The sequence below is a fragment of the Ilumatobacter sp. genome (genome assembly GCF_030065885.1).
Taxonomy (GTDB): Bacteria; Actinomycetota; Acidimicrobiia; order Acidimicrobiales; family Ilumatobacteraceae; genus Ilumatobacter.
In genome coordinates this window covers 16,725-27,990 of record NZ_JASJCS010000040.1, presented here as the reverse complement: position 1 = coordinate 27,990, position 11,266 = coordinate 16,725, and the positions used below count along the sequence as shown (strand labels likewise).

Annotated in this window: 14 protein-coding genes; 6 read left to right on the top strand and 8 right to left on the bottom strand. The window is 70.0% G+C overall.

Features of this window, described 5'->3' with window-relative positions; translation table 11 throughout:
* Positions 1–625, top strand: a 625-nt coding sequence (locus tag QNJ12_RS10705; protein ID WP_300622630.1) for a hypothetical protein, incomplete at its 5' end; no start/stop codon positions are given.
* A 28-nt stretch (positions 626–653) separates the two neighbouring features.
* Complete coding sequence (locus tag QNJ12_RS10700) at positions 654–1,880, top strand: MFS transporter (RefSeq protein WP_300622629.1); 1,227 nt, start codon at positions 654–656, stop codon at positions 1,878–1,880.
* On the opposite strand, the gene QNJ12_RS10695 is transcribed toward QNJ12_RS10700, so the two are convergent.
* The 4 genes from QNJ12_RS10695 to QNJ12_RS10680 are packed head-to-tail and all read right to left on the bottom strand — an operon-like array spanning position 1,871 to position 4,795.
* The gene (locus QNJ12_RS10695) at positions 1,871–2,893 is read right to left on the bottom strand and encodes a hypothetical protein (protein ID WP_300622628.1); all 1,023 of its coding nucleotides are present in this window, start codon (positions 2,891–2,893) and stop codon (positions 1,871–1,873) included. The two genes, QNJ12_RS10700 and QNJ12_RS10695, sit on opposite strands and share 10 nt — an antisense overlap.
* On the bottom strand, positions 2,890–3,633 hold the full coding sequence (locus tag QNJ12_RS10690; RefSeq protein WP_300622627.1) for an SCO1664 family protein: 744 nt from the start codon (positions 3,631–3,633) through the stop codon (positions 2,890–2,892). Before QNJ12_RS10690 ends, QNJ12_RS10695 begins: the two co-directional genes overlap by 4 nt.
* On the bottom strand, positions 3,615–4,118 hold the full coding sequence (locus QNJ12_RS10685) for a DUF3090 family protein (RefSeq protein ID WP_300622626.1): 504 nt from the start codon (positions 4,116–4,118) through the stop codon (positions 3,615–3,617). Before QNJ12_RS10685 ends, QNJ12_RS10690 begins: the two co-directional genes overlap by 19 nt.
* On the bottom strand, positions 4,115–4,795 hold the full coding sequence (locus QNJ12_RS10680) for an MSMEG_4193 family putative phosphomutase (RefSeq protein ID WP_300622625.1): 681 nt from the start codon (positions 4,793–4,795) through the stop codon (positions 4,115–4,117). Before QNJ12_RS10680 ends, QNJ12_RS10685 begins: the two co-directional genes overlap by 4 nt.
* Positions 4,796–4,823: 28 nt before the next feature.
* On the opposite strand from QNJ12_RS10680, the gene QNJ12_RS10675 reads away from it, so the two are divergent.
* A complete protein-coding gene (locus QNJ12_RS10675) occupies positions 4,824–5,498 on the top strand; it encodes a uracil-DNA glycosylase (RefSeq protein ID WP_300622624.1) in 675 nt (224 codons plus the stop codon).
* Here the strand turns inward: QNJ12_RS10675 and QNJ12_RS10670 are convergent.
* Positions 5,485–6,189, bottom strand: a complete 705-nt coding sequence (locus QNJ12_RS10670; RefSeq protein ID WP_300622623.1) for a type 1 glutamine amidotransferase — start codon at positions 6,187–6,189, stop codon at positions 5,485–5,487. The two genes, QNJ12_RS10675 and QNJ12_RS10670, sit on opposite strands and share 14 nt — an antisense overlap.
* Before the next feature lie 54 nt (positions 6,190–6,243).
* Here QNJ12_RS10670 and QNJ12_RS10665 point away from each other — a divergent pair, with 54 nt between their 5' ends.
* Both QNJ12_RS10665 and QNJ12_RS10660 read left to right on the top strand, forming a co-directional pair.
* On the top strand, positions 6,244–6,540 hold the full coding sequence (locus tag QNJ12_RS10665) for a hypothetical protein (protein WP_300622622.1): 297 nt from the start codon (positions 6,244–6,246) through the stop codon (positions 6,538–6,540).
* Between the two features lie 12 nt (positions 6,541–6,552).
* Positions 6,553–7,374: an EamA family transporter gene (locus tag QNJ12_RS10660; RefSeq protein WP_300622621.1), complete on the top strand. Its 822-nt coding sequence runs from the start codon at positions 6,553–6,555 to the stop codon at positions 7,372–7,374.
* Positions 7,375–7,418: 44 nt separating this feature from the next.
* Here the strand turns inward: QNJ12_RS10660 and QNJ12_RS10655 are convergent, their stop codons facing one another.
* Positions 7,419–8,636, bottom strand: coding sequence for a Coenzyme F420 hydrogenase/dehydrogenase, beta subunit C-terminal domain (locus tag QNJ12_RS10655; protein WP_300622620.1), 1,218 nt, complete (start codon positions 8,634–8,636; stop codon positions 7,419–7,421).
* A 371-nt stretch (positions 8,637–9,007) separates the two neighbouring features.
* On the opposite strand from QNJ12_RS10655, the gene QNJ12_RS10650 reads away from it, so the two are divergent.
* The gene (locus QNJ12_RS10650) at positions 9,008–9,928 is read left to right on the top strand and encodes an SIR2 family protein (protein ID WP_300622619.1); all 921 of its coding nucleotides are present in this window, start codon (positions 9,008–9,010) and stop codon (positions 9,926–9,928) included.
* Positions 9,929–10,015: 87 nt separating this feature from the next.
* Here the strand turns inward: QNJ12_RS10650 and QNJ12_RS10645 are convergent, their stop codons facing one another.
* Complete coding sequence (locus QNJ12_RS10645) at positions 10,016–10,660, bottom strand: anti-sigma factor (RefSeq protein WP_300622618.1); 645 nt, start codon at positions 10,658–10,660, stop codon at positions 10,016–10,018.
* Positions 10,653–11,207 (bottom strand): sigma-70 family RNA polymerase sigma factor, encoded by a 555-nt coding sequence (locus tag QNJ12_RS10640; RefSeq protein ID WP_300622617.1) that lies wholly within the window; start codon positions 11,205–11,207, stop codon positions 10,653–10,655. The genes QNJ12_RS10645 and QNJ12_RS10640 overlap by 8 nt, the downstream gene beginning before the upstream one ends.
* Positions 11,208–11,266: the final 59 nt, after the last annotated feature.

Genomic DNA, 11,266 nt, shown 5'->3' with positions numbered 1-11,266 from the left:
CCCGCCGGAGCGCGGCGCCGACCCGCTCGTGGATCTCGGCGTTGTCATCGGTGCCGACGTAGATCCAGAACGCGGCGACGCCCAGCCACCGTCGCTGCAGGCGGTCGCCGTCGGGTTGACGGCCCTCGGGCTCTGGGCCACTGCCGAGGGCGACCGCCGGCCGCGACGGTGGCTGGGCGTCGCCGCGTTCTGGATCTACGTCGGCACCGATGACAACGCCGAGATCCACGAGCGGGTCGGCGCCGCGCTCCGGCGGGCGACCGAGGGGTCCGCGCTCGTCGACTGGTGGGAGGGGTTCTCCTGGCAGCTGTTCCTCGCTCCGGTGCTGGCGTTCGGGCTCGCGGCCTCGGTGCTCATCGCCTGGTCGGCGGCGCCGAAGGGCCGGGCCATGCTGATCGCGTGCCTGGCCTGCTTCGCGATCGCGCAGGGGATCGACGTGCTCGAGGGCACCGAGGGGTTGTTCGACGACTGGGCCGACGATCTCGACGTCGACAGCTACACCGTCGGGCACGGGCTCCGCTCGATCGAGGAGCTGCTCGAGATGCTCGGCACCACCGCCTACTGGTCGGTCATCCTGCCGATGCTGGCGACGCGGATGCGCGGGCGCCGGCTCGAGTTCCGCTGACACGGCCGGCCAGTAGCTTCGACGCGTCGTGAGCCGGTTCGTCGATGCGATCGCGCCAGCACGGATGGGCGCCAGCTTCCGGTGGCTGCTCGTGTCGAGCTGGGTCACGAACGTCGCCGACGGCATCGCGCTCGCGGCGGGGCCGCTGCTCGTTGCGTCGCAGACCCGCGATCCGTTCCTGATCGCGCTCGCGACCCTGCTGCAACGCCTGCCGTGGCTCGTGTTCGGCCTCCAGGCGGGTGTCGTCGCCGATCGGCTCGACCGTCGCCTGCTGATCGTTGTCGGCAACCTGATCCGGGCCGGGCTGCTCGCCGTCCTCGTGGTCACCATCGTCACGGACACGGTGAACGTGGCCGTCGTCCTGGTCGCGCTGTTCCTCGTCGGCACCGCGGAGGTGGTCGTCGACACGACCGGCTCGACGGTCCTCCCGATGATCGTCGAGCCGCGCGATCTCGGCCTCGCCAATGCCCGGCTGATGTTCGGCAACATCACCATCAACCGACTCGCGGGCCCACCGCTCGGAGCGTTCCTGTTCGCCGTCGGACTCGCCGTCCCGTTCGTCGCGCAGGCCGTCCTGATCGCATTCGGCGCGCTCCTCGTCACACGCATAGCGATCGAGCCGCCCGACCGGGGCGAGCGGGTGGCATCGGTGCGCTCCGAGATCGCGGAGGGCGTCAGGTGGCTGTGGCGCCACCCGGCGATCCGCACCCTCACGATCACGGTGGTCGCGTTCAACATCACGTTCGGCGCCGTGCTGTCGATCCTCGTGCTCTATTCGATCGAGCGGCTCGGCCTGGGCGACGTCGGGTTCGGCCTGCTGATCGCGTGCGGCGCCGCGGGCGGCACGTTCGGGGCGCTCGTCTACGGGAGGCTCGAGGAGTCGCTCGGCATGGCGAACATCATGCGGATCGGTCTGATCATCGAGACGCTGACGCATCTCGTGTTCGCGCTCACCACGACGCCGGTGATCGCGATGAGCGTGTTCTTCGTGTTCGGGATCCACGAGTCGGCGTGGGGCACGACGTCGGTGACGATCCGTCAGCGCGCCGTGCCGACCGAGTTCCAGGGCCGGGTCGGCAGCGTCTACTTCGTCGGTGTGTTCGGCACGCTCGTCGCCGGGTCGGCACTCGGCGGGGTGATCGCCAGCGTCTGGGGCGTGACCGGCCCGTTCTGGTTCGCGTTCGTCGGCTCGGCCCTGATCCTGGCGGCGATCTGGCGGCAACTCGCCTCGATCGCCGCCGCCGATCAGGCGTGATCGGACGCGTTGATCGCCCAAGCAAGACCCTCGTCGGCGTCGTCGACGGCCAGCTGGAGTCGCCAGCCCCCGGGCGGTTCGTGAGCGTCCCAGCGGTACCAGCGCAGATCCTCGAGCAACATGGTCATGTCGGTGTTCGTCGGCGGCCAGTGGTCGTGGAGGTGACCGAGGGCGCCGAGCAGCCACCACATCGAGAACCGCCCGATCGCCATGCCGCGTCGCCGTCCGTGGGCGCCCCCGCTGGCACCCGCCCACGCGATGCGGGCCAGCGCCTCGCCGGTAGGGATCTCGATCATGCGCGCCGACCGCACGCCGAGCGCCCCGAGCGCCCCGAGCGCGTCGCCCTCGACGCAGACCACCTCGGCGTGCCCGGTCGACGTCGTGGTCCAGGCGTCGAGCAGCGAGCGGACGGCGAGCTCGGTCGCGTCGTCCTCGACGAGGGCGCCCACCTCGGCGACGGTGACGTGCTCGAGATGTCCGGCCAGTGCCGGCTCGGGGTGCTCGGCACCGACGTCGCGATAGGTCGACACCGGGTAGGCCGGCTCCCACGGCTGCACGGCTGCGGGGATGTCGATGACGGGCGGCAGGTCGGCCAGAGTCTCCGGAGCGATCGACTCGCCGCGGATCGCTCGCTCGTGCGCCACGAAGGTCGCGACCGGCACGCGCGGTAGATGGGGCTGGAGGTCGTGCCACGTGTGGTGGACGGCCACGACCTCGGACAGCGGCCCGATCGTGAAGCGGCCTGCCTCGCCGTCGAGCACCGATGCCGCCCACTCGGGCGGGGCGAGCAGTGCGAGCCGGTACTCGGCCAGCGTCGCAGCAGGCCACAGCTGCCGTCCGCTCTCACGGGTCGCCGCGAGGCAGCGGTCACGCAGCCGGAGCAGCCCGGCCCAGTCGTGATCGGCGCACCGGTCGTCGATCGTCCTGACCAGCCCGTCGAGGTCGACGGCATGGATCAGGCCGTCGAGCGCGTCGTCGCGGCCCGCTCGGTCGTCGTCGCCCCGGCGGGTCACACCAGCGGCCAGGGGTAGCGGTGCCCGCTCTCGTCGTCGGGGTACACCCGCTCGGTCACGAGCTTCGTCGCCCGGTGCTGCATCGCGGCGATCTCGTCGTCGTCGAGCAGCGCCGCGATGTCGACGGGGATCCGCTCGACGAACGGCGCGACGCGGCCGAGCAGGGCGTCGTCGATCGGCTCGCCGCCGAACTCCCAGATGACCGTGCGGAGCTTGAACGGTGCGCTGAAGCACAGCCCGTTGTCGATCGCCCACACGCGGTCGTGAGCGAGGAGGCAGTGGCCCGACTTGCGGTCGGTGTTGTTGGCCAGCACGTCGAGCACCGCGATGTGGCGGAGGTCGTCGTGCAGGTGCTCGAACTGCTCGAAGATGGTGAAGTAGTGCTCGGAGTGGTCGGCATCGACGAACCACTGGAACGAGCCCTCGCCGAGCGGGCCGTCGCGGATGACGGTCGGCGGCACGACCCCGACGCCGAGGTGCTCGCTGAGCAGGTACGCCGCCCGCTCTCGCTTGTGGAGGCCGGGTTCGAAGTCCCACAACGGGCGTTCGCCACGGACCGGCTTGTAGATCGCACGTTGCTCGACCTGGTCGGAGCCGCTGCCGCAGCGCATCGTGGCCAGGAACGTGGCGTTCGAGCTCCACGGCATGCGGCCCTCGAGCTCGGGCTCGGCGTGCATCAGGAACGCGACCGGGTCGGGGATCGCCTCGCTCGCGAGCACGTTCAGTTCATCCGTGGGCACGCGTGTCCATCCGGATCGATCGGGCGGGCGCACCACTGGCAATCGGGCCGCCCGGCGGCGACCACGCGCTCGGCGTGCTCGCAGAACGAGGCCGCCTGGCCTCTGGTGACGTAGAGCCGGATGTGGCCGTCGCCACCCTCGAGCTCGTTGCCCTCGTCGTCGTAGGCGCCGATCTCCTCGAGCTGGACGATCAGCCGGTCGGAGCTCCGGTCGTAGCCGAGCCCGATCGGCCCGAGGACGAACACCTGCTCGACCGGACCCGCCAGCTCGAGCGCCGCGTCGATGGGGCGATCTTCGGGGGGTGGGAGGTCGTTGAGCACGCGCTGGAGGTACTGCACGATGGCCGACACCTGCTGCTTCTCGCACTTGACGGCGACGCGCTGCTTGCCGGCGCGCGCCTGCAGGTAGAAGACGCGCGCGCCCGGCTCGCCGATGGCCCCGGTCGTGAAGGTGTCGACCTCCTCGAACTCGTAGAACGCGCTCATGACGGCGTGAGGTCGCGCAGCGAGCCGCCGGTCGAGTTGACCGTGAGCGCGATCGGACCGTCGGTCGACCAGGCGATGCCGCTGATCGAACACGTCGAGATCACGATGCGCTGGAACAGGTCGATGTGGGTGCCGAGCGCATGGGCCATCGCTGCCTTGATCGGGTCGGCGTGGCTGACGCACACGATCGTGCCGCCGGGGTGCTGCGCCCTCAGGCGGTCGAGGGCGGTCACGATGCGGACCTGCATCTCGGTGAAGCTCTCGCCGTTCGGGAAGCGGAACGTCGACGGTGCCTTCTGGACCGTCCGCCACTCGGGGAGCTTCATGAGCTTCTTGAGCTCGGCGCCGGTCCAGTCGCCGAAGTCGCATTCGAGCAGGCCGCGGTCGACCTTCGGGCGCATCCCGACCGCCTTGCCGATCGGCGCCGCCGTCTCCTTGGCCCGCTCGAGCGGCGAGCAGTAGACAGCGTCGACCTTCGCGACCTCGGCGATGCGTTCGGCGGCGCGCTCGGCCTGCTGGACGCCGTCGTCGGCGAGGTGCAGGCCGGGGGCGCGTCCTGGCAGCACCTTGCCGGTGGTGGGGGTCGTGCCGTGGCGGACCAGCAGCACCGTGGTCGGCTTCTGGTGCTTCGGCGCTGCTGCCTTCTTCGCCGGAGTGGCGGTCGTCTTTCGGGCCATCGTGCGTCTCAACCTACTGTCGATCCCCGTGAGTCGTCATGCCGACCTCGGCGAACTCGAAGCGGCCGTGGTGTCCTGCCGTCAGTGCCCGAGGTTGGTCGCGTGGCGCGAGCGCGTCGCGGACGAGAAGCGGGCCGCGTTCCGTGACGAGACGTACTGGGGGCGGCCGATCCCGGGGTTCGGCGATCCCGAGTCGCGCATCGTCGTGCTCGGCCTCGCACCCGCGGCCCACGGCGCCAATCGCACGGGCCGGGTGTTCACCGGCGATCGCAGCGGCGACTGGCTCTTCCGCGCCATGCACCGCGCCGGCTTGGCCAACCAGGCGACATCGGTGTCGGCCGACGACGGCCTGCGGCTGGTCGGCGCCTGGGTCACCGCCGCCGTCAAGTGCGCGCCGCCGGCGAACAAGCCGCTGCCGTCGGAGCGCGATGCCTGCGCACCGTTCCTCCGGCGCGAGTTCGAACTGCTGGCCGACGCACGAGTCGTCGTCTGCCTCGGGGGGTTCGGCTACGACGCCGCGTGTCGCCACTTCGGCGTGCGGCCCCGCCCGAAGTTCGGTCACGGTCTCGAGGTCGCGCTGCCGGACGGCCCGACGTTGCTCTGCTCGTTCCACCCCAGCCAGCAGAACACGTTCACCGGCCGGTTGACCGAGCAGATGCTCGACGACGTGTTCAGCCGCGCGGTCGAGCTCAGCCGCGGATGATCCCGACCATCGCGTCGGCGATCTCACCGCTCGACAGCGGCTCCGACAGGGTGGTCAGCGCCCGCTCGACCGTGTCGTGGCCGATCAGATCGCGACGGCTCCGGTACAGCGCGTCGACCAGCGGCGGCGTGAACTCGGGATGCCCCTGGATCGTGAGTGTCCGCTCGCCGATGAGGAAGCCGGCATACGGACAGAACTCGGAGCGGCTCCAGATCTCGGCGTCGGGCGGCGGCACGACGACCTGATCCTGGTGAGCGGCGAGCACCGTGGTCGTGCCGTTCACGGTGCCGAGCGGGCGTACCGTCTCGTAGCGGTGGGCGCCGACCCCCCAGCCGACCTCGGCCGGCTCGACACGCCCGCCCAGAGCCTGCGCGATCAGCTGGTGTCCGAAGCAGACGCCGACGAGCGGCCGTTCGGCGGCGACTGCGGCCCGGACGATGTCCTCGCCCGTCGCGATCCACCCGTTGCCGTCGTACACCGAGTCGGGGCTGCCCGAGATCACCCAGCCGTCGCAGTCGTCGATCGACGCAGGCGTGTCGCCGTCATGGACGGCGACGTCGACGATCTCGACGTCGTGGTCGCGGAAGAACAGCCGGAACACGTCGAGGTAGCCGCCGTGGACCGAACGTGCCGGCTCGGACAGCTCGGTCATGCGCAACAGGCCGATCTTCAACCGGCCATCGCTCGCCATGGCACGAGTCTGCCAGGCGGCATCGGCTCGAACTGCCGTTAGCCTCGCGGAGCTGTGAAGCGACCTCGCCGCGCCGTTCTCCTCGCCGTGCTCGCTGCCGGTGCGCTGACGGCCTGCGGCGCGTCCTCGCCGCCCGCCGAGGAGCTGGCGCTCGAGGTGATCGAGTCGCTGGACGTCGACGAGTCGGTCAAGGAGTGCATGCGCGACGAAGTCACCGGGTTCACGCTCACCGAGGAGCAGGCGCAGGGCTTCGTCGACCTCGACGACGTGGCCGACAAGGCCGCTCGCGGCAACGAACAGGCGCAGAACATCATGGCCGACTTCGAAGCCAGCCTCGCCGCGTGTAATTAGCCTGCCCTCCTGATGGGGGCGCTGTACGGGATCCTGACGGCGCTGTCGATCGGCGTCAGTGACCTGTTCGGTCGTCGCGTGGTGGCGCGCCGCGGTGCGCTCGTCGCATCGATGGTGATCCAGGCGGTCGCCGTCGTCGTGTCGGCGATGCTCCTGTTCGTCGTCGACGGTGACTTCGTCGGTCGCGACGTCGCTATCGGGCTCGTGTCCGGTGTCGGCATGGGCGTCGGCCTCGCCGGGTATCTCGGCGGGCTGGCGCGAGCCTCGTCGGCGATCATCGCGCCGACGGTCGCCGTGCTCAGCGCGGTCATCCCGTTCGGCTATGCGGTCGGTCGGGGCGCCGACGCGTCTTCGTGGGCCGTCGGTGGTGCTGTCGTCGCGGTCGGCGGGCTGCTGTTGATCACCGCCGGCGGCGGCCCGGTCCGCAACCTGTCGGTCGGGCTGATCTGGGGTGCAACGTCGGGACTCGGCTACGGCGTGGGTCTCTCGATCATCCAGGAGGCCACCGAGGAGAGCGGTGCGTGGCCGGCGCTCGCCCAGCGCGTTGCGGCGTGTGCATTGATGGTCGTCGCCGTCGCACGCACACAGGGCAGGCCGCCGCTCACCGGCGTCCGCCTCGTCGGCCTCGCGGCGGGCGCTGCCGCAGCGTTGTCGACGGTGTTCTTCCTACTCGGCGTGCAGGCCGACCCGACCCCCGCCGTGGTGACGGCGTCGATGTTCCCGGCGGTCACCGTTGCAGTCGGTCGGGTCGTGTTCCACGACGACGTCAGCCGGCGCCAGGTGCTCGGCATCGGCGTCGTGTTGATCGGCGTCGCCGGCGTGGTCGCCGCCTGAACCGATCGAATCGCCGGCCCGGCAGCCGGTCTGCCGGCGTCGGGTCAGTCGGCGGCTGTGGGCGCGGCATCGGCCGGGGGAGCCGCCGCCTTCTTCTTCTTGGGCGGGGGCACGCCGATCGCGGGTGCCGGATCGGCGTCCTTCGGCCACCGGCGGCGGCTGACGATCGACAGCAGCCGCAGCAACCGCATCGCGGTCTCGTCCTCCTGCGCCGGCTTCGAGATGATCGAGCCGTCGGCGATCATGCGGTTGATGACCTCCTCACCGAGCTCGGTGCGCACGACGGTGAGCGTCCAGTCGTTGTCCTCACCGATGCCGCCGGTCGAGACGTCGGCGTGCTCGGCGGCGAAGTCGGGGCAGTGCTTGCAGCCCTCGCGGGTCCAGGCGTGGCACTCCTTGAGGTTGATCTCGTGGTACGAGCCGTCCTTCATCCAGATCTGGAAGACGCCCTTGATGTTCATCTTCACCATGTCCTGCTTCTTCAGGCCGTACTTGTCCTCGAAGAGCTCCTTGAAGATCGCGTCGTCGAACGTCTTCGAGCACAGCAGGCCGATGTTGAACAGGAACGGCTTGGAGACCTTGCCGGCCTTGCGGTCCCACATCGTCGGCGGTGACGAGGTCTGGCAGCCCATGCCGACGAGCGCGAGCCGATCCATGCCACGCTCCTTGGCCTCGGGCAGCGCGAGCGGGTTGGCGCAGTACGTGTAGCGCGACCCGGCGGTGGCGAGGATCTCCTCCTTCGATTCGACCACGACCGGTTTCGCCTTCCAGGCGTCGTCCTCCTCGACGCCCGACACGAGCGCGCCGTCGATGTAGTCGTGCTCGCGCAGCCAGATCAGCATCGCCGAGACCAGGCCACCGTCCTGACCCATCTTGTGCACCATCTCGTCGCTGGCGCGAGTGAGGTAGAGCTGCCGCCAGACGCCGGCCATCTCGTCGGGCTCGCGGACCCGGCCGAACAGGTGCATGTCGGCCGACACCTCCCACGCACGGAAGCGCGGGCACGCCCGTGTGCAGGTCGTGCAACCGCCCCCCGAACCGAAGCCGTGGACGCAGTCGTCGAGTCCGAGCTCCTCCTCGAGGTGGAACGGGATGTACTTGCCCTCCTCGTGCTCGTAGCCGATCACGTCGTGCGGGCAGGTCACGACGCACGCAGAGCAGCCGGTGCACAACCCGGTCGTGATGACCTCGTGGTAGAGCTCTTTCCACTGGGCGGTCCAGCGTTCCTGCTTGGTGGGGGCGGCAGCGTCGGTCACTGTCATGCGTCAGACCGTAAACCAGATCCACGGCACGATGGCCATCGGTGATCGCTTGCCGGGTCAGCCAGATGGCGACGTCGTGGGCGACGGCGATGTGCCGCCGCGCGCTCTACGATTGCGCGTGAGAGCTTCGTGTTCGACGTGGACACCCGAGGTCGGGACGAATGGACGCGCGTCAACGTCTGATCGAGACTTACCGGTCGGCCCCCGAGATCGGACTCGTGCTGGGCGCAGGGGTCTCGATCGCGTCGGGTGTGCCGGACTACGCGACGTTCGCCACACGAGTTCTCGAGGCGGCCGGAAGATCGGGGCTTCTCGACCCGCGGGACCGGGACCATCAAGGTCTGCTCGACGGCCGAGTGCCGGCGTGCCGGATGCCGCAGCCCGACGTGATCCTCACGTATGCCCGCTCGCGCATCGCTTCAGATGGCGACTTCCAGCGGCTCGTGCGGGAGGCTCTGTACCGCGACGTCGCGGTGCGGGCCGAGAAGCAGGACGAGCAGCCGTTGCCGGTCGAGGAGCGCACGCCGACGCCCCTCAAGATGTTGGCCCCCGAGGTGTATGACGAGAACAGGACCCTCGATGCTGTCATCAGCTTCTGCGCCGCCAGGCCGGGCGCCAGGAACGCTCGCCCGTCGACGGAGACCGATCGGGTCGTGACGAACCGGCACGTCGGTGCCGTCTTGACGACGAACTACGACAACCTCGTCGAGGCGTCGTTCGGCAGCAAGTACCTCAAGGGGCTGCTCCAGCCGATCGGACGGTCCTCGACCAAGCGGCGGACGGGCGAGATCCCCGTCTTCCACTGCCACGGCTACGTCAGCATCGTGCACCCGAGCGATGACGCCTCGTCGCTGCTCATCGCGGAAGAGGACTACTACGTTGCCTCGTACGACACGGACAGCTTCGGGAACACGGTGATGGCGGACGTCCTGCGCCGGATGCCGTGTCTCTTCATCGGGTCGGCGATGACCGATCGAAACCTCCGCCGCCACCTCTTCCTCAGCGATACAGCCGACCTCGACCACTGCGCACATTCGCCGGAGCACTTCGCGATCCTCCCCGCGGGCGGTCCTCCCGACGGCCTCACCGACGCAGTACTCGGGCGCTATCGGGTTTCGGTGATCCGAATCGAGACGTACTCCGAGATTCCCGAACTCCTCCGCGAACTCTACGTGGCAGCCGATGACACGACGGAGGACGACTGGGAGTGGACCCAGGAGCCGTTCGCGGAGCGGGATCGCGCCCGGCGGGCAGATCGGGCTGATCAGGACGCTCAGCAGGCGAGCGACTGACGAGGTCGTCCGCCACGCTGCATCGACGTGCGCGGCGGGCCGCTTGCCTGCGCAGTGACCGGAGATCGAGCTCGAACCGGCAGGCGGTCAGGCGTCGAGGGTGCCGCGGAGGATGGAGCGGCCGGAGTGGGCGTCGTCGCCGTCGCGGGGTTCGACGCTGATGTCGACGATGCGGTGCGTGTCGACGTCGATCGAGGCCGGCACGGCGTAGCTGCCGGCGCCCTCGACGAGCGCCACCGAGGCGACGTCGACGAGGTTGCCGTCGGCATCGGCCTCGATCAGCCAGAGCTCGAGGTCGGCGTTCTCGGCGAGGTCGGACGGCAGCGACGAGTCGGTCAGCACGATCTCGAAGCCGTCGTCGCCCTCGACGAGCTCGGCCGTGGCGCTGGCACCTTCCCCGAGCGGGTCGAACGCTGCGGCGTCGTAGGTGAGGTCGGCGGCCGCGAGGACCTCGGCGTCGTCGCCGGTGAAGACCACAGCTGCGCCGACCACGACGATCGCAGCGGCCGCAGCGACGGCGAGTACGGGGCGCATCCAGCGGTTGCGGCGCTCGGCGAGCGACACGACCGGTGCGATGTCGGCGGGGGTGGCGACGGCCTCGTCGCCGAGCTCGGCCTCGATGCCGGCCCACACGTCGGCGGGCGGGTCGAGCAGCTCGAGATCGGACGCATCGAGCTCGTTGAGCAGGGCTTCGACGCGGCTCAGGTCGTCGTGTCCGGTGGTGTCAGACATGGGAGTACTCCAGGTGATCGCGGATCCGCTGCAGGCCGCGGCGGATGTCGCTCTTGACGGTGCCGAGCGGCACCCCGGTTCGCTCGGAGATGTCGTGGTGGGTCAGGTCGTGGATGTAGGCGAGCTCGATGATCTCGCGGGTTCGGTCGGGCAGGATCCGCAACGCGTCTGCCACGAGCGCCTTGTCGGCGACCCGCTCGACGCTGGCCTCGTTCGGATGGTGTGACGGCGTGTCGGCTGCCTCGTCGGCACGCCGGTCGGCATGTCGGCGTTCGGAGCGGACGTGGTCGATGATGCGGCGTTTGGTGATGCCGACCAGCCAGGCGGCGAGGTTGCCGCGGTTCGGGTCGAACTGTGAGCGCCCTCGCCACGCCGACACGAACACCTCTTGGGTCACGTCCTTGGCGGCCTCGGCGTCGAGCGCCCTTCGGCACAGCGAGTACACGAGGCTGCTGTGGGCGTCGTATGCCTCGCGGACGCCGACGCGGCCGGCTGCGAACGATGCGTCGAGTGACGCCGGGTCGATCGTGGTGGTGGCCGCTGGCACGCCGAAATCGTACCGCTCTCGCGGTACGAGGCTACGTCGCAGTGTCGGCGATGTGAGGG